Genomic DNA, 22553 nt, shown 5'->3' with positions numbered 1-22553 from the left:
GCACGTGTCAACGGCGAGCGCGCCGGACAGGCGCATCATCACGCGACGTCATCGCACGACGCGCTGCCTGCGCGGACGACGATCGATGCTTCGATGCGCTCGTACGCGACGCGCACGAGGTGCGTTCCCTCCGCCAGCTGCGTTACCCCGGGATCTACTCGTCGCGGCTGCGCGTCTCGCCGCCGCCTTTCGCGAGGCGCCATGCGATCGCGCCGAGCACGCCGACCGCGACGATCAGCGCGCCCCACAGCACGTAGCGGCGCCCGGCATCCGCATCGGCGGCCGCCGCCGGCACGACCGCCGATGCCGGCAGCGCCGCGCCGACGCGGGCGGGCCGCACTTCCGGCACCATGCCGACCAGCAGTGCGTCGCGGCTCACGGCCGACGATACGAGCGACGCGTCGCCGACGCCGAGCGTAAACGGCGGCGTGCCGCGCGCGACGAAGGTCAGCACGGCCGGATGCCAGCCGAGCGCGACGGCCGGCTGGCCGCCGCCGAGCCCGCCGTTGAGCATGTCGACGACGATTCGCCATGCGCGATCCGTGTTCGCGACGAACTCGAGCGGCGGATTGCGCTGCTCGCCGCCCTTGCCCTGCAGCCGGAACAGCACGGCGGCCGCGACGTCGCGCCACGGCGTCGGCGCATCGGCGCGGCTTTGCAGCGTCGCGCGCGCGACGGTGTTCGGCTGCGGCAGGTCGATGCGCACGCGGTCGACCGGATACGCGCCGTCGGTGTCGAACAGATACTCGCCCGGCGCAGCGCCGGCGCGTATCCGCACGGCGTCGCGCCACTGGCGCGGCACGGATGCCGTGTCGACGCCGCGTGCGTCGCGCGGATGCGTCTCGACGTCGACCGACGCGATCGACGGCGCGCCGTCGGGCCAGTCCAGCCGAAGATAGCGCGGCGCCGCGCCGTCGAGCGCGATGCGCTCCTGCACCAGCATGTCGTTGCCGCGGCCGACTTTCAGCAACTGCGTGCTGCCGAGCGGCCGCCAGGTGCGCAGGTCGTCGCTGGCTTCGACGGACACACGTCCCTGGTAGCTGTCGTCGCCCACGTGTACGAGCAGCGCGTCGACGCTGCCGTCGGCATGCGACAGATCGACGAGGTCCGCGCCGTGCCGGGTGAGCGAAGGCGTCGCGACGGCCGCGCGCAGCGCGCCGTCCGGGCCGACCGTCACGCCGGGCGGCGCGTTGCCGTGTTCGGCGCGCGTGGGCGGCAGCGAGAACCAATGCACCGGCGTGCGGGACGGCGGCACGGCGGGCGCGGCCGCGGCGGGTGCGTCGAGCGAGTACGGCACCGGCTCGCCCGCGCCGTTGAAGACGCGCACGTCGCCGAGATCGTCGCGCCGGCTCGCCGCATACACGGGCTGAGGCACGGTGAGCTGGTAATACGCGGCGCTGCCGTCGAGATCGAGCGCGAAGCGCTGCATGGCGCGTCCGGCGTTCGGTGCGCCGTCGGCCGCCGCGAACGACGCGAGCAGGCTCAGCCCGAGCAGGGCGGCGCGTCGCTTCATGGCCGGCCGTCCTGTTGCGCGGCGGCCTTCGGCGGCAGCGGCGAAAAATAGCCGATCAACAGCAGCAGCACGCCGATGCCGATGAACGACACGATGCGCTCGATGCCGGTGACGTGCGACAGGTCGAACAGGAACAGCTTGACGACCGTGAGCGCGAGCAGCGCGGCGCCGACGAACCACAGCGGTCGCAGCCCGCGGCGCGTGGCCCAGATCGTGATGGCGAGCGCGCAGACCGTCCAGTACACGGACACCGATGCCTGCACGAGCGTCGATTCGGTCATCGCGCCGAATGCGTACGGCACGCCGGCCCAGTGATGCAGCGTGCGCAGCATCAGCACGTTGAACCACAGGAACACGGTCGCGATCGCCAGATAGCCGACGACGCGCGGATGCCACGCGATGCCGAGCGCTTTCAGGCGACGCAGCCACGCGGCGAATGCGACGAAGACGAGACCCTGCGCGACGTCGAGCGGATTGAGCAGCGGCAGCCAGAAGAGCGGCGCTGCGTCGCCGTCGCTCACCGTGCTGGCGAGACTCCACAGCCACAGCAGCGCGGCGAGCGGCGCGGCCCCCCACACCTGATAGGCGCGCGGGAACGCCGCGACGGGCCAGCGCAGGCGCGAGCCCGGGCCCGACACGAGCAGGAGCAGCGCGCCGAAGCCGTACGCCCATGCGCTCCAGCTCCATGCGCCTTCCGGGACGAATGCGCGCAGGCGCCAGAAACCTTCGAGCGACAGCAGCGCGCACAGGGTCCAGAACGTCAGCGTATGCAGCGGCGCGAGCAGGCGCGCTGCAACGGAGGGCGTCGCACCGCGCGCGTCGGCGGCGCCGGTCGTGCCGCGCGACTGGCGCCACAGCAGCGCAAGTCCCGCGCCGACGACCACGGGCCACGCGAACGCGCCCATGCCCGACAGCGGCGCTTCGTGCGCATCGAACGCACGCAGCGCGAGCAGCGCCAGCACGGGCGCGAGCGCGAGCGCGGGCCATTCGGCGAGCGGCCACGCGAGCCGGCGGCGCGTGGCGTGCGCGAGCCACGCGGTGCCGGCCGCGAACAGCGCGGTCGTATCGACGACGAAGCGCTCGACATGCAGGTCGACGTGTCGGCTCGCATAGACGAGGATCTCGTGCAGCCCGCCGCTGACCCACCACAGCAGCCCCCACGCGGCGGCCGCGACACCGATCTCGGGCATCCATGCGTGCCAGGCGCGCGCTTCGCCGCGTCCGTGCAGCCACCAGCCGGTGAACAGGCCGGCGAGCGCGATCAGCAGCATCGCGACATACGGGCTGTTGAGCACCGGCAGCGCGGCCGTGTCGGCCGGGCCAAGCAGGCTCGTGAAGAACGCGCCGGCCGCGGCGACCTGCATCAGCAGCCCGAAGCCGAACGGCAGCGGGCGTTTCTGGCGCACGCCGAGCCACACGACGGCCGCGCCTTCGATGGCCCACGCGGCGCTGGTCGTCGGCCCCGAGAACGCGAACGGCACCGCGAGCGTCGCGAAGATCGCCGCGAGCGCGAGCATCGATTCGAACAGCAGCCCGAGGCGATCGCGGCGCCGCGCGAGCCAGGCGGCCACCGCGACGTAGAACGCCGACAGCGCGACCGCGCTCCATGCGAGCCCGAACGGCATGCCTTTCACGAGCGACGCCTGCAGCGCGGTCGCGACGATCGGCGTGCCGAACACGAGCGTGCCGTCCACATAGTGTCGCAGCGCGAGTTCGCGTTTCACCGCATACAGCAGCGCGATGCCGACATACATCAGGAAGAACAGGACGAGGAACGGCTCGGTGCTCGCGAACAGCGTGGGGCGATAGGCCGTCACGCCCCACGCGGAGCCGATCGCGAACGTGAACACGAAGCCGAGCAGGTTCAGCGGGCGCCAGGCCTTGAACCACGCGATCGCGAAGATGCCCGCGTTCAGCAGTGCGTAGTAGCTGAACAGCGCGACGTGGTTGCCCTGGCCGGTCGACAGCAGGATCGGCGCGAGGAAGCCGCCCGCACTGCCCATGAACGCGAGCGGCAGCGCGTTCTGCCGCACCGCGAGGAATGCGCTCAGCGCGCAGACCGCGACCATCAGCGGGAACGCGGCGCCGACGGGCAGCAACGCATCGAGCCTGGTCGCGGCGAAGATCGTCAGGTACAGGATGCCGATGCCGCCGCCTTGCAGCACGAGGCCGTATGCGGCGCGGCGCGCACGCACGCGCCAGCCGATCGCGAGCAGCGCGGCCGCCGCGAGCGCCGTGCCCGCGAGACGGAATTCGATCGGCAGCATGTCGTTGTCGGCCGCGTACTTGAGCAGGAACGCGACGCCGAAGAACAGCACGACGATCCCGACACGCACGACCGTGTTGCCGCCGAGCAGCCAGTCGCGCGCGGCGCCGAACGCGCGTTCGGCGATGCCGGGTTCGCGCGGCGCGGGCGGTTCGGGCGGAGCGGCAGGCGCGCCGGCGGGGGTGTCGGCGCGAGCGGACGCCGCTGCGGCGCGTGCCGCGGTGGCCGGCGCGGGCGGTGGAGTGGGCGCCGGCGTCGAAGAGGAGGCCGGCGTGTCCGCGCGTGCGGCGGCCGGTCGTGGCGCGGGCGGTGTCGGGAAGTGCGTCGGCAGCGGTGCGGAGGCGGCGTCGGCCGAAGCCGTCGGCGCGATGCCGCCGGATGTCGCCGCGCCGGCCTTCGCGCCCGCCAGTTGAGCGCGCAGCGCGTCGAGTTCGCGCGTGAGCGTGTCGACGGTGGCTTCGAGGCGCGCGACGCGATCGGCGAGCGGTAACGGGGTGGGAGACGGCGCGGCGGCGGCCCATGCGTCGGGCACGGCGCGCCGGCTCTGCAGCTTGCGTCGCCGCAGCGCGTGCCCGACCCAGAACCCGGCGGCGGCCCCGAGCAGCGCGCCGCTCGCGGCCGGGAAATCCCCGATCAAGGCGGCGATGCCGCCCACGACGAAACCGATTACGGCGAATGCCCAGTTCAACGCCTTGCTCCCTCTCACTATCGTTATCGTCCTTCGACCGGAATCGCACCGGATCGAGGCGGTTTCAGCACGGCCGGCAGGCGAACCGGCATGCGCGCGCCATGCGGCTGGCGCCCCCGTGCGGAAGGCCCGCGGCAACGTCGCGATCGGCGTGTTTGCGGCGAATGTATCACAGCGTGCCTGCCCGGATTTCCGCAGTTGGCGCGGTATCGCGGCGTGCGCCGTTCGGTGTCGCCAAACGGTTTTTTGCACGGTCATGCTTTTTATCGGCGCATGCGGTGCGCGTTTTCGTCTGAGTAGAGGCGCGTCGGAACGGACGTCAACTTGTCGGAAAGCGACGCGTGCCGGATGCGGCCTGGCGCAAAATCCCATGTGCCGTTCGCCGCGCTGCTGCGCACAAGTCCGAAGGGCGATGCCCGTCGCAGCAGGCCGTGCGCGTATTGCGCCGCCGCAATCGGCGGCGCGGCCCGCCGGACGGGGCTGCCGGCCGTGTCGTATTTGCGCAAGCGTTTGTCGTAATTCGTCGGCAGGCCGGGGTTTTTTCTGGCAACTATGTAGGCACGCTATGACAAGCGCGAGTCCCCGCTACACGAGGAGAAGGTTTCGATGGATGCCCCCAAGGTTGTGGTCGAAGGTCTGTGCAAGGTGTTTGGAAGCAATCCGCAGCAGGCGCTCGACATGCTCGCCGCCGGCGCGACGAAGGACGATGTGCTCAAGCGCACCGGTCAGGTCGTCGGCGTGCACAACGTCTCCTTCGATGTGCAGGAAGGCGAAATTTTCGTGCTGATGGGCCTGTCCGGTTCCGGCAAGTCCACGCTGATCCGCCTCGTGAACCGGCTGGTCGATCCGAGCGCCGGCAAGGTGCTGATCGACGGGCTCGACGTCGCATCGGCGCGCCGCTCGGCGCTGACCGCACTGCGCCGCAAAGACATGAGCATGGTGTTCCAGTCGTTCGCGCTGATGCCGCATCGCACCGTGGTGTCGAATGCCGCGTTCGGGCTGGAAGTCGCGGGCATGGGCAAGAAGGAGCGCGAGCGCCGTGCGATGGAAGTGCTCGAGCAGGTCGGCCTCGCACCGTTTTCGCACAAGCTGCCGTCCGAGCTGTCGGGCGGGATGCAGCAGCGCGTCGGCCTTGCCCGCGCGCTGGCCGTGAACCCGTCGCTGATGATCATGGACGAGGCGTTCTCCGCGCTCGATCCGCTCAAGCGCCGCGAAATGCAGGACGTCTTGCTGCAACTGCAGAAGGACCAGCGCCGCACGATCATGTTCGTGTCGCACGATCTGGAGGAAGCGCTGCGCATCGGCAACCGCATCGCGATCATGGAAGGCGGCCGCCTCGTGCAGGTCGGCACGCCGCAGGACATCATCGCGAACCCGGCCGACGATTACGTGCGCGCGTTCTTCGACGGCATCGACACCAGCCGCTACCTCACCGCCGGCGACCTGATGCAGACGGGCGCCGTGCCGCTCGTATCGAAGTGCGATGCCGCGCACGTCGCGGCTTCGCTGAACGGCAGCGCCGACTACGCGTTCGTGCTCGATGCCGAACGCAAGATTCGCGGTTTCGTCACGCGCGAGGCGCTCGGTCAGGACACGCCGTCCGTGCGGCCGATCGAAAGCATCCGGCGCGATGCGTCGCTCGAACACGTCGTCGCGCGCGTGGTCGCGAGCCCGAATGCACTGCCCGTCGTCGACGACGACGGCTGTTACTGCGGCTCGGTCGATCGTGCGCTCATCCTGAAGGCCATCACGCGTTCGCGAGGTTCCCATGTCTGAAATGATTCCGCTCGGTACCTGGGTCGACCAGTCCGTTCACTACCTGCTCGACCACGACGCGAAGACGTTCGACGCGATCGGTCGAGCGATCGAAGGGCTCGCGGCATTCGTCGAGCATGGCCTGCAGGCGATCCCGATGTGGCTGATGATGGCGATCTTCATCGGCGTCGGGCTGTGGCGGGTGGGCTGGCGCTTCGCGCTGTTCACCACCGCGTCGCTGCTGCTGATCTTCGCGACCGGCTTCTGGGATCAGACGGTCATCACGCTCGGCCTCACGCTGTCGTCGACGATCATCAGCCTCGTGCTCGGCATCCCGCTCGGCATCTGGGCCGCGAAGAGCAAGTGGGTCGCCGCGATCGTGCGCCCGATTCTCGACCTGATGCAGACGATGCCCGCGTTCGTCTACCTGATTCCGGCCGCGATGCTGTTCGGTCTCGGCCGCGTGCCGGGGATCCTGTCGACGGTGATCTTCGCGATGCCGCCCGCAGTGCGTCTCACGAGCCTCGGCATCCGCCACGTGAACCGCGAGATCGTCGAAGCCGGCCAGGCGTTCGGCTGCACGCCGTGGCAACTGCTGTACAAGGTGCAGTTCCCGAACGCGCTGCCGTCGATCATGCAGGGCGTGAACCAGACGATCATGATGGCGCTGTCGATGGTGATCATCGCGTCGATGGTCGGCGCGGGCGGCCTCGGCAACGACGTGCTCGCGAGTATCCAGCGCCTCGACATCGGCCTCGGTTTCGAAAGCGGTCTGTCGGTCGTGCTGCTCGCGATCATTCTCGACCGCATCACCGAGAGCTTCGGCCGCGCGCCGGGCACCGTGAAAGCGCCGCTGTTCTCGGGCCTCAAGCAGCTCTTTCGCGTGAAGGCCGAGCCCGCGCAGGCCTGATCTCCGGCGGCCGGGCACGCTCCGGCCGCTCCCCTCGTCGAACACGGCTCCCGCGGCTCGCGCCGCGGGGCTGGCTCCCTGCAACCTCCTCGCCAGGAGACCGATGTGACGTCCGCCGTCGCTGTCGCGCCCGCCGCCTGCGTTTCACCGGTTTCGTCCCTCGCCCATTTCGGCTTCCTGACGCTGCCGAACTTCTCGATGATCGCGTTCTCGAGCGCGGTCGAAGTGCTTCGGATGGCGAACTACGTCGGGCGGGCGGAACACTACAAGTGGTCGATCTACTCGCTCGACGGCGCGCCCGCGCATGCCAGCAACGGCATCGCGGTGCGGCCCACGCAGGCGCTCGACTACGACGACCTGCCCGACGTGATGATCGTGTGCGGCGGCATCCGCATCCGCGACATGGTCGACGAGCGCGCGCGCGATACGCTCGCGGCGCTTGCCGCACGCGGGCTGCCGCTCGGCGGCATCTGCACCGGCGCCTACGCGCTGATGGCGAGCGGGCTGCTCGACGGCTATCGTTGCACCGTGCACTGGGAGAACCTGTCCGCGCTGCATTCCGAATTTCCGCAGGTCGGATTCGCCGACGAATTGTTCGTCGTCGATCGCGACCGGCTGACCTGCACCGGCGGCACCGCGCCGCTCGATCTGATGCTGAACCTCGTCGGCATGCGGTTCGGCCAGCAGCTGGCCGCGCAGGTATCCGAGCAGTTCATCCTGGAGCGCATCCGCAGTTCGACCGATACGCAGCCGATTCCGGTCGATGCGCGGGTCGGTTTCTCGCGCGCGGAGCTGATCGAGGTCGTGCGGCTGATGGAGGCGAACATCGAGGAGCCCCTGTCGCTCGAGGAGCTCGCGCGGCTCGTGCGGCTCTCGCAGCGGCATCTGCAGCGCATGTTCAAGGTGTATCTGAACGTATCGCCGACCCACTATTACCTGACGTTGCGCCTGAAACGCGCACGCGACCTGCTGCGTACGACCGACGCATCGATCGCGCGCGTGACGACGGTCTGCGGCTTTCACTCGCCGTGTCATTTCAGCAAGGCATACCGCGCGCAGTTCGGCCATGCGCCGAGCTACGAGCGCCGGCTGCCGGGGCGCTGAACGGGGCGATCAATCGGTCCGCGACGTCGCCGGGATCGCGGCGCGCGGCTTCAACAAACGATCCCGCATTCAAGCAAACGACATCACTTTGAGGAGAAGCAAGATGAAGCGCCTATTGATCGCAGCGGTGTGCGGGATCGGGATAACCGCGCCGATGTCGGCCGTTTATGCGGCCGATCCGCCCGTTTGCAAGAACGTGCGCTTCGCCGATGTCGGCTGGTCCGACATCGCGGCGACCACGGGCCTCGCATCGACGATGCTGCAGGGGCTCGGCTACACCCCGACGAAGACGATCGCGTCGGTGCCGATCACGTTCGCGGGGATCAAGAGCAAGCAGATCGACGTGTTCCTCGGCTACTGGTCGCCGACGATGGACCCGATCATCCAGCCGTTCACGAAGGCCGGCACGATCAAGGTGCTCGCGACGCCCAACCTGACCGGCGCGAAATACACGCTTGCGGTGCCCGACTACGTGTATCAGGGCGGCCTGAAGTCGTTCGCGGACATCCAGAAGTTCGCGGACAAGCTCAACGGCAAGATCTACGGGATCGAGCCGGGCAACGACGGCAACGCGCTGATCAAGAAGATGATCGACGGCAACCAGTTCGGCCTCGGCAAGTTCAAGCTGGTCGAGTCGAGCGAGGCCGGGATGCTGGTCGAGGTGAACCGCGCGATCCGCGACAAGCAGTGGATCGTGTTCCTCGGCTGGGAACCGCATCCGATGAACGTGCAGATGAAGATCGACTACCTGACCGGCGGCGACGACGTGTTCGGCCCGAACTACGGCGAAGCGAAGGTGCTGACGGCGACGCCGCCCGACTACGCGCAGCGCTGCCCGAACGTCGCGAAGTTCGTGTCGAACCTGCAGTTCACGACGTCGATCGAGAACCACGTGATGGTGCCGATCATGAACAAGCAGGATCCGAACAAGGCCGCCGCCGAATGGCTGAAGGCGAATCCGCAATCGCTCGACAAGTGGCTGGCCGGCGTGACGACGATCGACGGCAAGCCGGGCCTGCCGGCGGTGAAGGCCTACCTCGGCGTGCATTGAGCGCGATGCGTCGGGCTTTGCGGCTTCGGCCCGAAGCCTGACGTGAATGTCGAGCCGACGCAAGCAGGACGACCTGCTTGCGTCGGCTTTTTGCTGCGTGCCGCGCACGCGCACGCGCGCCGACGGCCGGCGGGCGATGCGCTAGACTGCTCGATCCGCGCTCAGGAGACGGCAATGACCCGCAACCCGCTCGATGCATCCCGATGGCTACACGCAGCCGGCGCGCGGCCGAACGGCGCGACCGCTTCGGTCGACGCAGGCCGCAACCGGACGCTCCGATACTTCGGCCGTTCATTCGCATGAAGCGCATCGGACAAGTCGTGCTCGCCGCCGATCTCGCGGGCACGGCGGTGTTCGCGATCGAAGGCGCCAATGCGGCGATCGGCGCCGGACTCGATCTGTTCGGGGTGATGGTGCTGTCGCTCGTCGTCGCGCTCGGCGGCGGCGTGATTCGCGACCTGCTGATCGGCGCCCGCCCGCCGAGCGCCGTGAGCGACTGGCGTTATCCGGCGCTCGCGTTCGCCGCCGGACTGTTCGCGTTCGTGTTTCATGCACGGGTCGCGTCGTTCTCGCCGTCGCTGCTGACGACGCTCGATGCGGCCGGCCTCGCATTGTTCGCGGTCGCGGGCGCGGTGAAGGCGCTCGAATTCCGCGTCCACCCGTTCATTGCGACGCTGATGGGCGCGGTGACCGGCTGCGGAGGCGGCGTCGTGCGCGATCTGCTGCTCGCGCGGATACCGGTCGTGCTGGTCACGGATATCTATGCGAGCGCGGCGTTGCTCGGCGCGGTCGTCGTCGTGTCGTGCCGGCGACTCGGTTGCCCGCCCGTCGTCGCGGCCGTGCTCGGCGGCGTCGCGTGCTTTGCGCTGCGGATGGCGTCGGTGCGCTTCGGCTGGCAGTTGCCGAAAATTGCCGCGGGGGCGTAGGGCCAGCGCAAGCCCGCGATTAGTGCGAGCAGGACCCAAGCGCCCGTTCACGACCCCTTCGTTGCCGCCGGCGCGTCGAACACGCGATCGAACGCCCACTGGAACACGAACGCGTAGCAGAAGAAGAACGCGAACAGCCCGATATCGACGACGAACGCATCGAGCCACGAGATGTCGAGCCACCACGACACGACCGGCACGAGGATGAAGATCAGCCCGCCTTCGAATCCGGTGGCGTGCAGGATCCGCCGCCCGAGCGTACGCGCCGGTTGCCGCCGCGACGCTTCCCAGCGTTCGAACAGCGCGTTGAAGATCATGTTCCAGAGCATCGCGATTGCCGACATCGTCGCCGACAGCGCACCCGAATAGACGAGGTCCTGCTGGAAGATCGCCGCGATCGCGGGCGAAATGCAGGAAATGGCGATCGCTTCGTAGAGCACCGCCTGCGTGATCCTGCGCGGTAGGCCTTGCACGGGGTTCCTCCGGTTCGACGGCGGCGCCATGCCGCGACGTCCCGCAAGGCTAGCCGCGTTGCGCACCCGCTTCAATTCACCTAATCTCACCCCGATTGAATCGAATTCAACCCGGCCGCATCCGGCCCGCGAGGCTCCGTGTTCTCGAAAATCCCCCTGACCGCTTTGCGTGTATTCGAATCGTCGGCACGGCTGGGCACGTTCAAGGCCGCCGCGGACGAGCTGTCCGTGACGCCGGCTGCCGTGTCGCACCAGATCAAGTCGCTGGAGAGCCGCGTCGGCGTGCTGCTGTTCGAGCGCGGCGTGGGCGGCGTGCGGTTGACCGAAGAAGGCGAGCGGTTGTTTCGCGCGAGTCACGATGCGTTGCTGGCATTGAGCCGCGGGCTCGACGCCGTGCGTCCGGATGCGGCCGACGAGCGCCCGCTCGTGCTGACCACCACGCCGGCCTTTGCGGCGATGTGGCTGATTCCCCGTCTCGGTGCGTTTCGCCGCGTCGATCCGCACCTGCACATCAAGGTCGAAACGGGGAACGCGCTCGTCGATCTCGAACGCGATGCGCGGATCGATCTCGCGATTCGCGCGACGTCGCGCCAGTTTCCCGCGCTGCACGAGATTGCGTTGATCGACGAGTATTTCGGCGCGTATGCGGCCGCCGGCTTCGATGCGGATCGCACCGACGAGCCGCTCGACCTGATCGAGACCGTGTGGGATACACCGCTGCCCGTGTCGGTCGACTGGGCGTCGTGGTGTCGCGCGGCAGGCCGGCAGGCGTGGCTCGAACGCGCGGTGTTTCGCCATTACGACGACGAGCATTACGCATTGCAGGCCGTGCTGCACGGGCAGGGTATCGCGCTGCTCAGCTCGGTGCTGGCCGCCGAGCATGTCGAGCGCGGTGCGTTGATGCCGATCGAGCCCGCGGTGCGGCTCGACGGTGCGCGCTTCGTCGCGCTGTGCCGACCGGGGCGCGAGCGCGAGCCGCAGGTCAGGCGGTTTCTCGACTGGCTCGAAGCGGAAATCGCACGAACGCGCGATGCGGTGGCGCGGATGGCGCCCGACGCGTCTCGTGCCGCTACCCGAACCTGACGCAATACACCGGCGGCAAATGCGCCGATACCTGTCGCCAATGGTCGCCGCCATCGACGGACGTCCATAACCCGCCCGTCGTCGAGGCCATCGCGAGGCGCGTGCCGGAATCGTCCACCGCGAGCCCATGCCGGTACACGAGGTCGTACGCGGGCGATGCCGGCAGCCCATTCGACAGGCTCTCGAAACTGCGGCCGCCGTCGCGCGTGCGCGTGACGACGAACCGGCCGCTCACCGGAATCCGGCATTCGTCCTTCACGGCCGGCACGAACCACGCGGTATCCGGTTCGTGCGGATGCACGGCCACCGCGAAACCGAAGCTCGACGGTTGCGCTTCGATGCGGCGCCAGTGTTCGCCGCCGTCGGTCGAGCGGAAGATCGCGCAGTGATGCTGCGTCCACAGCACGTCCGGATTGGCCGCGCACTGCACGACGCGGTGCGGATCCTGCATGTTCGGCTCGCCGCGTCGCTCGGGCGGCATGTAGTCGGCTTCCATGCCTTCCGCGGTCACGCGCCACGTCGCGCCGCCGTCGACGGTCTGCCAGACGCCGCCGCACGAGATGCCGACGGCGACGTGCCGGCTGTCGCGCGGATCGACCATCACCGAATGGATGCCTGGCGCGTCGTACCCGCCGCCGCCCCATTCGGCGCGTTCGGGGCGATCCCACAGCGCGCGGTTGAGTACCCATGAATCGCCGTGGTCGTCGGAGCGGAACAGGCCGCCGGGAATCGTGCCGGCCCACAGTACGCCGGGCTCGTCGGTGCCGCCGGCTTCGAGCGACCAGATCTGCTGAAGCGTCCACGGCGGCTGCGGCGGCCCCGCAGGCTCGTCGTCGGCGTCGCCGCTGCCCGTGTGCGTGTCGGTGCGGGCGGCCGACGCGTCGGCAAGCTGCGGCGGATAAACCGGGGCCGCACATTCCTCCCAGTCGGTGGCGCCTGCGCGCAGCCGATGCAGCTTCACGCCGAAATGGCCGAGATTGAGCGCCGCATACAGCGTGCCGTCGCGCGGGTCGGCGAGCGCCATGCTGACGGGCTCGCCGATGAAATGCGGTTCGCCGAGCGTCCAGCCGTCATGACCGTCGGGTTGCAGGACGAACAGGCCCTTGCGGGTGGCGACGAGCAGTCGATCGTTCATGCGATGTCTCCGGATGGTCCGCCTTGGCGCGACGGCGCTCGGTATGAGGGAATGCGACGGTGCATCGGTCCCTTTATCCGCCGGTCAGCGCCTGCACGACATACACGCGGCTGGCGGCCTCGAGCGCATCGGACAGGCGCTGCCGATCGCGGATCGGCTGGCCATCGATGAACACCGACAGGTGCTTTCGCAGCGCGCCCTGATCGTCGACGATGTAGCCGCGCAGCCGCGGTTGCTCGCTGAAAATGGTGTCGAATGCTTCGCCGACCGTGTGCGCGTCGATGTCGCGCTCGGGCGTTTCGACATGCCGCTGGATCGATGCGGCGAAGAAGAGATGCGCCATGGCGGTAGCTGGCAGGAGCCGCACGAAGGGACGGCTTGTAGTTTAGGCGATCCGGCGGGCGCCGAAAGGGGAAACGGCGCTGCCGTGCCGGCGGCTGCTAGACCGGAATCGACCGCCCCCTGATCCGGATCCCGAGCCGCACGACGCCGATCACCGCATTCGACAGCCACGTGAGCCAGCGCGGCATCCCGCGCCGACGGATATCGAGCAGCAGCACGATCCGCACGGCGTCGCTGTCGTTCCATACCTCGTGCGTGAACGTGTCGTCCCACAGCAGGAAGCGGCCTTCGTCGAGCCGGTATTCGCGGCCGTCGACCTTCAGCACGGCGCCCGGCGTGCCGTCCGCGCGCCTGGGCATCGACAGCACGAGGTACCCGCGCAGGATGCCGCGAAACGGCCCGCGGTGCGGCGGGATGTGCTTGCCGGGCGCGAGGAACGACAGCGACGCGGACAGCACGTCCGGCGACGTCGCGACAAGCGACGCGACGGTCGGGCAGCGCGACAGGTTGCGCGCAAACGGCTGGCCGTACGCCTGCATGATGAACATGCGCCAGTCGCGTGCGTCGTTGGCCGAGATGTCGTACTGCTCGCGCATGATGTCGTGAAAGCGCGGGATGCGAGGCATGTCGCGTGCGACGTCGAGCGCCTCCGCGCGGATCGCGTGCCACGCGCGCACGAATCGCTCGGCATCCGGGAATGCGGCCGTGTCGAGCACCGCGCTGCTGTCGATATGGCGGTCGTACAGCCTGCGCAGCAGCGCGGCTGCATGGTCGTAAGCGGCGGACATGGTCGATCGATGAGCGGTCCGGATGAAGTGGTGGTCAGTCTGCCCGAAGCACGACGGGCGCTGCGTTACGTCAGGTTACGCCGGCTGACGAATGAATGACAGTTCGGTGAATATTCGGCCGCGGCGAATGGAACGGCCGGGAATAAACCGCGCTTCTCCGTCGTCATACGGACGTAGCACATCGTTTCGTTGACTGATGAAGGAGTGGAACATGAACAAGCACTGGCTGGTGGCCGCCACGATGGCGGCGATGTCTCTCGCAGGTGTCGCGACGCAAGCGTCGGCACAGGCGCTCACGCGCGAACAGGTCCGGCAGGAACTGGTCGATGCGGAAAACAACGGGCTGCGCTTCGTGACCGATACGTCGTATCCGGATGTGAGCCCGCTGTTCCGGCAGCAGGCCGATCAGTTGCCGCAGCGGCAGGCCAGCACGGCAGTCGGCGGCGATCCGGCCGTGCCGTCCGAAGCGGGCAAGCCGGCGGCGATGTCGCCGCGTCAACGCGCCGCCGCCTGCGTCGGCCCCGCGAGCTTCTGCGCGATCTATTTCGGAAGCTGATCCAGCCGCCTGCGTCCGCAGGTCACGCGTATCCCGTGGTCGATCGATACGTCACATTGAAGGAGTTCATGATGAAAACTTATATCGCAGTCCTGACTATGATTGGCTCAATCGCCGGTCAGGCAGCATTCGCACAAGCGGCCGCGCCGCTCACGCGTGCGCAGGTTCGCGAGGAGTTGATGCGTCTGGAAGCAGCCGGGTACGACCCGGCGAAGGGCGACGACGGCGAGTATCCGGCCGACATCCAGGCCGCGGAAGCGAAGCTCGCCGAGCAGGAACGGGCGCGCATGGCGGCGTCGGTTGCGCACGCACCGGACGCCGGTATGCCGGCACAAACCGGCGACTAGGTGTCGACATGATCGTGTGTCACGGCTGGCCGCCGTGTTCGCGGGACGGCAAATCGCACGCGCTTCGCGCCGCGCGACGTGCCCGAAGGGCGCCGGCTGAGACGCCGGTCGTGGCGCGCCGCTTCGCGCGGCGTCGCGATCAACTCGTCAACCCGTTCCGACCGACGGCGCGATCGATCACCACGGCATCATGCGCTGCACGACCTGGTCGCGCAGCACGAAGCGGTGCATCAGCGCGGCCGCCACGTGCACGCAGATGCCGGCGAACAGGACCCACGCGAGAATGCCGTGCACGTCGCCCATCGCGTGACCGAACCCCGAGCCGGCCGCCGACAGCGCCGGCAACGGAATGATGCCGACGAGCGTCACGGCCCACGCGCGTGACGACGCGTTGATCCAGCCGAGCAGCGGCACGACGATCAGCAGCAGGTAGAGTGCGCCGTGCGTGATGCCGGACAGCGCGCGCATCGCGGGCGACAGCTCGCTGGCAGGCGGGCGATGCGTCGCACGCCACAGCACGCGGCATGCCATCGCCGCGAGCAGCGCCGTGCCGACGATCAGGTGCGCGGCGATCAGGCCGACCGGCTGCGTGTCGCGATGTACGTCGGGCATCGTCCAGCCGATCGCGTATTGCGCGACGACCAGCGCCACGATCAACCAGTGAAGAAGGCGGGCAACGGCGTCGTAACGAGTGGGTGTGGACATGAAGGCTCCTGACGGGCATGGCGGGGCAGCGTGCGGCGGATTCTACGGCCGAATCCTTAACGAAACGTTAAGCGCGCGGCGCCGGTCGGCCTGCATCCGCCGACGGCAGCGTGATCGCCACGCCGAGGCCGTGGCCGCCGATGCCGGATTCGAACCGGACGGTGCCGCCGAAGTATTGCGCGATGCGGATCACGATCGACAGTCCGAGCCCGCTGCCGGGCGACGGCGTGCCGCTGCCGCGATAGAACCGGTCGCCGAGCCGTTCGCGCTCGCCGGGCGCGACGCCCGGCCCGTCGTCGCGCACGACGATGCATTGCTGCGGGCCGTCGTCGTGTACGCCGAGTTCGATGCGTCCGCCAGGGCGGCCGTACTTGATCGCGTTGTCGACGAGATTGTCGAGCAGGATGCCGATCAGGATCGGATCGGCGTCGATCATCCGTGCAGACAGGTCGCCACACACGATGTCGATGGCCTTGTCCGCGGCTTTCGACAGATGGCGGTCGACAGCGGCATCGACGAGTTCGCGCACGACGAGGGCACGCGCCGGAATGCGTTCGTACTCGTCGAGCCGTGCGAGCAGCAGCAATTGTTCGGCGAGCCGCGCACTGCGGTCGACGCCCTGCACGACGCGCTGCATCGCCAGTTGCTTGCGCGCGGGATCGTCGGTCGCGATGGCCACCTGGGCCTGCACCTTGATCGCGGCGAGCGGCGTCTTCAGTTCGTGCGCGGCGTCGGACGTGAACGCGCGCTCCCGGACGATCGATTGCCGCAGCCTCGCGAGCAGGCGATCGATCGAGTCGACCAGCGTGCGGACTTCGTCCGGCACGGTCGCGATGCCGAGCGGTTCGAGCGATCGGGCATCGCGTGCGCCGATCAGCGTGGACAGCGTCTTCAGCGGGGCGAGACTGCGCCCGATCGTCACCCACAGCAGCAGCGCCAGCAGCGGCAGTGCGATGACGAGCGGCTGGACGATGCCGCGTGCGATGCCGGTGGCCAGATCGCTGCGCGTATTCGACATCTCCATCACGCGCACCCGGCGCCCCGACGCGGGCGCGCGCAGCGCGTGCGTGCGCCATCGCACGTCGCGAATGACGATCGTTTCCGGTTTGCCGGACGCGCCGGGCACGTCCGGCAAACCGGCGGCGTCGGCCGGCAGGCTCGACGCGACGACGTTGCCCTGTGCGTCGCGCACCTCGAACAGCACGTCGCGCGGCACGCGATCGCCGTCGGCATCGGGGCCGGCTTTCGCATCGCCGCGGGCCAGTTCGACGCGGGCGTCGGGCGGGAAGCGCGCGAGACGGCCGAGGTCGGCCGCCGACAGATCGACGAGCAGCGACGCGTATTCGACGAGGCGCGCATCTTGCCATTCGCCGATCTCGCGCGTCGCGTGCCGGAAGCTGCCGAACACGGCGACGAGCCAGACGACGGTCACGCAACCGATCGCCATCAGCGACACGCGGCGTCGTATCGAGCCGGCGATCATGGAAGTTCGACCACGTAGCCGATACCGCGGACGGTGCGGATCAATTCCGCGCCGAGCTTCTTGCGCAGGTTCGACACATGGACCTCGATCGCATTGCTTTCGATGCCTTCCTGCCAGCCGTACAGGCCGTCCTCGAGACGCGCGCGCGACTGCGGGATGCCCGGGTGCGTGACGAGCTGAACGAGGATCGCCCACTCGCGCGACGTGAGCGCGATGCGCGCCGCATGGCGCGTCACGGTATGCGCGGTCAGGTCGATCGTGATGTCGCGCCATACGATTTCGTCGCCGGCACGGCCCTGCGAGCGCCGCACGAGCGCGCGGCAGCGGGCGAGCACTTCGGACAATTCGAACGGTTTCGCGAGATAGTCGTCCGCGCCGTCGTCGAGGCCGCGCACACGGTCCGCCACGGTGCCGCGTGCGGTCAGCACCAGCACGGGGACCGTATCGCCGGCATCGCGCAGCGCGCGCAGCAGTTCCGTGCCCGATTTGCCGGGCAGCCCGAGATCGAGTACGACGAGTGCGAAGCGCGTCGTCGCGAGCGCGGCTGCGGCCGCATGACCGTCGCGCAACCAGTCGACGTGATAGCCGGCCCGGCTCAGGCTGATCTCGAGGCCGCTGCCGATCAGGTCGTCGTCTTCAACAAGGAGGAGTCGCATGGTCGATTCGGGGTGCAGGCGTCTGCGATTGTACGAGCATGACTCTGCGGACCGTGAAACGGATTGTAATTGCGCTGCCGCAAATGTCGGCCGATTCTGAAGAACGCTTAAGGTTTGGCGCCGGCAATCCCGTTACCATCGGCGACGACATTTCCGGGGCGGCGTTCCGCTTCCCCCGATCCCGAATCGCTCGGGCGCGTCCGGCGCGAGCCGCCCGCACCCGGGCGCCAACCCGCGCCCCTTTCGACCGATATCCGTTCGATGCGCGTCGCCCGTACGGGAGGTTCGATCCTGATGGCATCCTCGACGATCGAGCGCTGGCGCGCCCACCTGCTGATCGCCGCACTCGCCGCCATGTTCATTCAATGCTTCGTGCTGGTTTCGTTGCTTGCATGGCGCGTACCAGAAGCATTTTTCACCACGATGACGTTCCGCGTCTGGACCGTCGTTGCCGTCGCCGCCGCGATCCTGTCGGCCCGTAAGCTTGCCGACGCGGCGTTCAAGGCTGCGCTGGCGTGCGGTTGCGTGCGTGTGACCGGAATCGATCGCCGCACGGTAGTCGTGTCATCCGATTGCGCGTACCGTCGGCTGGTCGTTCTTCATATCCGGCTCAACGGGAACCGGTACGGCGGCGTGCATGGGTGAGCCCGCGTGTGCGCCGCCGTTCGCCGCCACTGCGGTCGTACGGGTCATCACCGGGGGAAAGCATGGTTGTGTTGCATGTGCTGCGCGCGCTGGCCGGCGCGATGTCGATCGTCTGCGGGCTCGGCGTGGTGCTGGGCGTCGCGTACACGCTCACGGCGGGCGTGCTGGTCGGCCGGTTCTTTTCCCGGGCGATGGCGCCGCCGCGCACGTATCCGGGCGTCACCGTCGCGCAGCCGCTGCACGGTGACGAATGGGATCTCGTACAGCATCTCGAAAGCTACTTCGTGCAGGATTATCCGGGGCCGGTGCAGCACCTGTTCGGCGTGCACGATGCGGGCGACGCGGCACTCGCGGCGGTCGAGACGTTGCGCGCGCGGTATCCGGGCGCGAACGTCAAGGTCGTCGCCGATGCGCGGCTGTACGGGCCGAACCGCAAGATCGCCAATCTCGTGAACATGCTCGAACACGCGGAGCATTCGGTGCTCTGTCTCGCCGACAGCGACGTGGTGGTCGAGCGCGATTATCTGCGCGCCGTCGTCGGTGCGCTACAGCAGCCGGATGTCGGCATCGTGACGAGCGTGTATCGCGGCGTCGCAGCGCCGGGATTCTGGCCGGGGGTCGCCGCGGCGATGACGAACTACCATTTCCTGCCGGGCGTGATCACCGGGCTCTTCATCGGGCGCGCGCGGCCCTGCTTCGGCCAGACGATCGCCATCACGCGCGCGACGCTCGAACGCATCGGCGGGCTGACGCGCTTTGCGCATCATCTGGCGGAAGATCACGCACTCGGCGAAGCCGTGCGGCAAGCGGGCGCGCAGGTCGTCATTCCGCCGTTCGTCGTCGGGCATGCGTGTGTCGAAGAGACGTTCGCGCGGTTGTACGCACACGAATTGCGCTGGAGCTGCACGATCCGCGCGGCGGACCGGCTCGGTCATCTCGGATCGGTACTGATGCACCCGGTGCCGCTGGCGCTGCTGGCGGTGCTGTGCTCCGGCGGCACGGCCGCCGCGTGTGCGCTCGCGGTTGCGGCGCTGGCGTCGCGCGCCTGGTTGATGCTGAGAACGAGCCGCGCGACCGGCGCCGGCCTGCGCCGCGCATTCTGGCTGCCGTTCGTCGATCTCCTGCAGTTCGTGATCTTCGTATCGAGCTTCTTCTCGTCGCATGTCGTGTGGCGCGGCACGCGCTTTCGCGTCGACCGGCAAGGCCTGCTGTCGCCGGCGGGTGAGTCATGACGACGGAGCCGAACCTCGACGCCGCGGCGCCCGGCCGGGTCGCCCTGCGCGGCGACGCACGGCTTCGCCATGCGGGGCGCGCGATCGCGCTCGTCGGGCTGGCGCTCGCGGTGTCGCTCGTCTGGCGCGAGCATCCGCAAGACATCCTGCATCGGCTGCGGGCCGCCGGCGCCGGGCTGCTGGTCGCCGCGCTCGCGCACATCCTGCCGATGCTCGCGAACGCGTGGGACTGGCGGATGCTGATCCGCGGTCCGCGCCGGCCGTCGTTGCCGACGATGCTGAAACTCGTGTGGATCCGCGAATCGATCAACGGGTTGCTGCCGGTCGCGCGCATCGGCGGCGAGATCGTGTCGTTCGGATTGCTGCGGCAGGCGGGCGTGCGTCCGGCGACCGCCGTGGCCAGCCTCGTCGCCGACATGCAGCTCACGCTGATCAGCCAGCTGATCTTCGCGCTGGTCGCGATCGGCTATGTGCTCGAACGCGTGTCGTCCGATGCGGCGCGGGTGGCGGCCAACCTCGCGATCGGCATGGCCGCGCTGGTGCCGGTGCTGCTGCTGTTCGCGCTGGTGCAGCACGCGCGGCCGTTCGAACGCGCGATGCGCGTGCTCAACCGCGTCACGAGCGGCAAGGTGGTGGCGCTGGTCGGCGAATCGGCACGCACCGACCAGTCGATCCGGATGATCTGGAGAAAGACGGGCGTGGTCGTCCGCTATCTCGGGATCTGGCAGACGCTGCAGTTCGCGGGCTATGCGCTGGAAATCTGGCTGGCGCTGGTCTTCCTCGGCGCCGATCCGAGCTTTGCGCAGGCACTGGCGATCGAGGCGCTGATCCAGCTCGTGAGCAGCATCGCGTTCCTGATGCCGGGCGGCCTGGGGGTGCAGGAGGGCGGGTTCGTGCTGATCGGCGGGCTGCTCGGGTTCGACGCGCCGACCTGTCTCGCGTTGGCCGGCGCGCGCCGCGTGCGCGACCTGCTGTTCTATCTGCCGGGGCTGATCGCATGGCAGTGGGCGGCGGGTTCGGCGGCCCGGCCGGGTGGACCGACACGTGCGCCGTTGCCCGCCGGGGACGCCGCCGGGCCGCAGTGACGCGGCCCGGCGCGACGCAGCCGGATTCAGCGCCGCTCGTCGGCGAGATGGCTGCGGATCACGTCCGCGAACGACGTGTCGCCTTTCAGCCCGAGCGCTTCCGCACGCGACGTATCCCAGCGGCCCGGCCAACTGCCGACGATCTTCTCGACGCGTTCGTCGGGCACATGGCGGATCAGCTTGACGACCGCGTCGCCCGCGACTTCGCGCAGCGCCGCGATCATCTCGTCGACCGACACCGACAGCCCCGGCAGATTGATCACGCGCTTGTTGCCGAGCTTCGCGGCATCGATCTCGCAACCGGCGACGAGCGCGTCGATCGCGCCGCGCGGCGACAGCAGCCACAGCCGCGTCGAGCCGGGCACCGGGCATACGCTTTCCTCGCCGTTCAGCGGCTCGCGGATGATGCCGCTCGCGAACGACGACGCGGCCGCGTTCGGGCGGCCGGGCCGCACGCTGATGGTCGGCAGCCGCAGCACGCGGCCGTCGACGAAGCCGCGGCGCGCGTAGTCGCACAGCAGCAGTTCGGCGATCGCCTTCTCGGCGCCGTATGACGATTGCGGGTTCAGCGCGGTGTCGTCCTGCACGACGTCGGGCAGCGCGCCGCCGTACACCGCGACGGAGCTCGTGAACACCACCCGCGGCCGGTGGCCGCGCGCGCGACACACCTCGAGCAGCGTGCGCGATGCGTCGAGGTTGATCCGCATGCCGAGATCGAAATCGGCTTCGGCTTGCCCGCTGACGATCGCCGCGAGGTGGAAGATCGCGCCCGTGCGCGTGTCGATCGCGCGTTCGAGCACCGCGCGATCGGCGATGTCGCCGACGATCGACGTCACGCGCGCGTCGCCGAAATCGCTGCCCTGGACGACGTCGAGCAGCACCAGCTCGTCGATTGTCTCGACACGGCCGTCGGGGCCGGTCAGTTCGCCGCGCTCGAGCAGCTTGCGCGCGAGACGCTGGCCGAGAAAGCCGGCGCCGCCGGTGATCAGTACTTTCATGTTCTTCATCCTTTCGGGGAATACGGGAATCACAGGTACGGCCTGAGCCAGCCGAGGCCTTCGGACGTGCCGGCCTTCGGCCGATATTCGCAGCCGATCCAGCCGTCGTAGCCGAGCGCGTCGATCAGCGCGAACAGGTACGGGTAGTTGAGTTCGCCGACGTCCGGCTCGTGGCGTTCCGGCACGCCCGCGATCTGGATATGGCCGATGCCCGCGAAATCGCGCTCGAGTTTCACCGCGAGATCGCCTTCGACGATCTGGCAGTGATAGCAGTCGAACTGCACCTTCAGGTTCGGCGCGCCGACTTCCGCGCAGATCGCCTGCGCGTCGTCCTGGCGATTCAGGAAATAGCCGGGCATGTCGCGCGGGTTGATCGGCTCGATCAGGATCGTGATGCCGTGCGCGGCGCCCGCTTGCGCCGCATGCCGCAGGTTCGACAGATAGGTGTCGCGACGGCGCGCGCGATCGGCGCCCGGCGGCACCATGCCGGCCATCACGTGCAGCTTCTTGTTGCCGATCGTGCGTGCATAGTCGAGCGCCCGGTCGATGCCGCGGCGGAACTCGTCCTCGCGGCCCGGCAGCGACGCGATGCCGCGTTCGCCCGCGGCCCAGTCGCCCGGCGGCGCGTTGAACAGCGCCTGTTCGAGGCCGTGCGCGTCGAGACGCGCGCGGATGTCCTCGGCGGCGAAGTCGTACGGGAACAGGTACTCGACGGCCTTGAAGCCGTCGTGGGCGGCAGCGGCGAAGCGTTCGAGAAACGCATGCTCGGTGTACATCATCGAGAGGTTGGCGGCGAAGCGTGGCATGACGGC

The 22553-nt window shown here is 68.9% G+C and carries 23 protein-coding genes; 11 read left to right on the top strand and 12 right to left on the bottom strand.

Annotated features, from left to right (window positions below; genetic code table 11):
• Nucleotides 1-154 precede the first annotated feature (154 nt).
• The 3 genes from WS54_RS10815 to WS54_RS33630 form a co-directional block, all read right to left on the bottom strand.
• Nucleotides 155-1513 (bottom strand): DUF3999 domain-containing protein, encoded by a 1359-nt coding sequence (locus WS54_RS10815; protein WP_059781113.1) that lies wholly within the window; start codon nt 1511-1513, stop codon nt 155-157.
• Nucleotides 1510-4467 (bottom strand): DUF2339 domain-containing protein, encoded by a 2958-nt coding sequence (locus WS54_RS10810; RefSeq protein ID WP_059781115.1) that lies wholly within the window; start codon nt 4465-4467, stop codon nt 1510-1512. Before WS54_RS10810 ends, WS54_RS10815 begins: the two co-directional genes overlap by 4 nt.
• Nucleotides 4468-4730: 263 nt before the next feature.
• Nucleotides 4731-4973 carry a hypothetical protein gene (locus tag WS54_RS33630; RefSeq protein WP_159086667.1) on the bottom strand — a complete coding sequence of 81 codons (243 nt, stop codon included), beginning with the start codon at nt 4971-4973 and terminating at the stop codon, nt 4731-4733.
• A gap of 100 nt (nt 4974-5073) precedes the next feature.
• Here WS54_RS33630 and WS54_RS10800 point away from each other — a divergent pair, with 100 nt between their 5' ends.
• From WS54_RS10800 to WS54_RS10780, 5 genes are all read left to right on the top strand, one after another.
• The gene (locus tag WS54_RS10800; protein WP_059781117.1) at nt 5074-6243 is read left to right on the top strand and encodes a quaternary amine ABC transporter ATP-binding protein; all 1170 of its coding nucleotides are present in this window, start codon (nt 5074-5076) and stop codon (nt 6241-6243) included.
• A complete protein-coding gene (gene choW / locus WS54_RS10795; protein ID WP_059781119.1) occupies nt 6236-7132 on the top strand; it encodes a choline ABC transporter permease subunit in 897 nt (298 codons plus the stop codon). The genes WS54_RS10800 and choW overlap by 8 nt, the downstream gene beginning before the upstream one ends.
• Before the next feature lie 105 nt (nt 7133-7237).
• Nucleotides 7238-8236 carry a GlxA family transcriptional regulator gene (locus WS54_RS10790; protein WP_034204175.1) on the top strand — a complete coding sequence of 333 codons (999 nt, stop codon included), beginning with the start codon at nt 7238-7240 and terminating at the stop codon, nt 8234-8236.
• Nucleotides 8237-8339: 103 nt separating this feature from the next.
• Nucleotides 8340-9287 (top strand): choline ABC transporter substrate-binding protein, encoded by a 948-nt coding sequence (locus WS54_RS10785; protein ID WP_034204176.1) that lies wholly within the window; start codon nt 8340-8342, stop codon nt 9285-9287.
• 299 nt (nt 9288-9586) lie between these two features.
• A complete protein-coding gene (locus WS54_RS10780; protein WP_059781121.1) occupies nt 9587-10213 on the top strand; it encodes a trimeric intracellular cation channel family protein in 627 nt (208 codons plus the stop codon).
• 47 nt (nt 10214-10260) lie between these two features.
• Here WS54_RS10780 and WS54_RS10775 read toward each other — a convergent pair whose 3' ends face one another.
• A complete protein-coding gene (locus tag WS54_RS10775; RefSeq protein WP_034206108.1) occupies nt 10261-10686 on the bottom strand; it encodes a PACE efflux transporter in 426 nt (141 codons plus the stop codon).
• Between the two features lie 138 nt (nt 10687-10824).
• Here WS54_RS10775 and WS54_RS10770 point away from each other — a divergent pair, with 138 nt between their 5' ends.
• Entirely contained in the window at nt 10825-11769 is a 945-nt protein-coding gene (locus tag WS54_RS10770) for a LysR substrate-binding domain-containing protein (RefSeq protein ID WP_034204178.1), read from the top strand.
• On the opposite strand, the gene WS54_RS10765 is transcribed toward WS54_RS10770, so the two are convergent.
• From WS54_RS10765 to WS54_RS10755, 3 genes are all read right to left on the bottom strand, one after another.
• The gene (locus WS54_RS10765) at nt 11756-12904 is read right to left on the bottom strand and encodes a WD40/YVTN/BNR-like repeat-containing protein (RefSeq protein WP_059781123.1); all 1149 of its coding nucleotides are present in this window, start codon (nt 12902-12904) and stop codon (nt 11756-11758) included. The two genes, WS54_RS10770 and WS54_RS10765, sit on opposite strands and share 14 nt — an antisense overlap.
• A 73-nt stretch (nt 12905-12977) precedes the next feature.
• Nucleotides 12978-13247: a MoaD/ThiS family protein gene (locus WS54_RS10760; protein WP_034204180.1), complete on the bottom strand. Its 270-nt coding sequence runs from the start codon at nt 13245-13247 to the stop codon at nt 12978-12980.
• A gap of 97 nt (nt 13248-13344) precedes the next feature.
• Nucleotides 13345-14034, bottom strand: a complete 690-nt coding sequence (locus WS54_RS10755; protein ID WP_059781125.1) for an aspartyl/asparaginyl beta-hydroxylase domain-containing protein — start codon at nt 14032-14034, stop codon at nt 13345-13347.
• A gap of 211 nt (nt 14035-14245) precedes the next feature.
• Here WS54_RS10755 and WS54_RS10750 point away from each other — a divergent pair, with 211 nt between their 5' ends.
• Both WS54_RS10750 and WS54_RS10745 read left to right on the top strand, forming a co-directional pair.
• Nucleotides 14246-14590, top strand: coding sequence for a DUF4148 domain-containing protein (locus WS54_RS10750; RefSeq protein WP_059781204.1), 345 nt, complete (start codon nt 14246-14248; stop codon nt 14588-14590).
• Nucleotides 14591-14661: 71 nt separating this feature from the next.
• Nucleotides 14662-14937 (top strand): DUF4148 domain-containing protein, encoded by a 276-nt coding sequence (locus tag WS54_RS10745; RefSeq protein WP_059781206.1) that lies wholly within the window; start codon nt 14662-14664, stop codon nt 14935-14937.
• Between the two features lie 177 nt (nt 14938-15114).
• Here WS54_RS10745 and WS54_RS10740 read toward each other — a convergent pair whose 3' ends face one another.
• From WS54_RS10740 to WS54_RS10730, 3 genes are all read right to left on the bottom strand, one after another.
• On the bottom strand, nt 15115-15642 hold the full coding sequence (locus tag WS54_RS10740) for a cytochrome b (protein WP_059781127.1): 528 nt from the start codon (nt 15640-15642) through the stop codon (nt 15115-15117).
• Nucleotides 15643-15709: 67 nt separating this feature from the next.
• The gene (locus WS54_RS10735; RefSeq protein ID WP_059781128.1) at nt 15710-17125 is read right to left on the bottom strand and encodes an ATP-binding protein; all 1416 of its coding nucleotides are present in this window, start codon (nt 17123-17125) and stop codon (nt 15710-15712) included.
• On the bottom strand, nt 17122-17781 hold the full coding sequence (locus WS54_RS10730) for a response regulator (RefSeq protein ID WP_059781130.1): 660 nt from the start codon (nt 17779-17781) through the stop codon (nt 17122-17124). The genes WS54_RS10735 and WS54_RS10730 overlap by 4 nt, the downstream gene beginning before the upstream one ends.
• A 294-nt stretch (nt 17782-18075) precedes the next feature.
• On the opposite strand from WS54_RS10730, the gene WS54_RS10725 reads away from it, so the two are divergent.
• The 3 genes from WS54_RS10725 to WS54_RS10715 all read left to right on the top strand — a co-directional run bounded on the left by WS54_RS10725 (nt 18076) and on the right by WS54_RS10715 (nt 20743).
• On the top strand, nt 18076-18426 hold the full coding sequence (locus WS54_RS10725) for a hypothetical protein (protein ID WP_059781134.1): 351 nt from the start codon (nt 18076-18078) through the stop codon (nt 18424-18426).
• Nucleotides 18427-18488: 62 nt separating this feature from the next.
• Complete coding sequence (hpnI, locus tag WS54_RS10720) at nt 18489-19658, top strand: bacteriohopanetetrol glucosamine biosynthesis glycosyltransferase HpnI (RefSeq protein ID WP_059781135.1); 1170 nt, start codon at nt 18489-18491, stop codon at nt 19656-19658.
• Nucleotides 19655-20743 carry a lysylphosphatidylglycerol synthase domain-containing protein gene (locus WS54_RS10715; RefSeq protein WP_059781137.1) on the top strand — a complete coding sequence of 363 codons (1089 nt, stop codon included), beginning with the start codon at nt 19655-19657 and terminating at the stop codon, nt 20741-20743. Before hpnI ends, WS54_RS10715 begins: the two co-directional genes overlap by 4 nt.
• Nucleotides 20744-20769: 26 nt before the next feature.
• On the opposite strand, the gene denD is transcribed toward WS54_RS10715, so the two are convergent.
• Nucleotides 20770-21741 carry a D-erythronate dehydrogenase gene (denD, locus tag WS54_RS10710; RefSeq protein WP_059781209.1) on the bottom strand — a complete coding sequence of 324 codons (972 nt, stop codon included), beginning with the start codon at nt 21739-21741 and terminating at the stop codon, nt 20770-20772.
• A 29-nt stretch (nt 21742-21770) separates the two neighbouring features.
• Nucleotides 21771-22547, bottom strand: a complete 777-nt coding sequence (gene otnI, locus WS54_RS10705; RefSeq protein ID WP_059781139.1) for a 2-oxo-tetronate isomerase — start codon at nt 22545-22547, stop codon at nt 21771-21773.
• Nucleotides 22548-22553 lie beyond the last annotated feature (6 nt).

It is taken from the genome of Burkholderia sp. NRF60-BP8 (genome assembly GCF_001522585.2).
In the GTDB taxonomy this organism is placed as follows: Bacteria; Pseudomonadota; Gammaproteobacteria; order Burkholderiales; family Burkholderiaceae; genus Burkholderia.
This window is presented reverse-complemented; position numbering and strand designations above follow the sequence as displayed.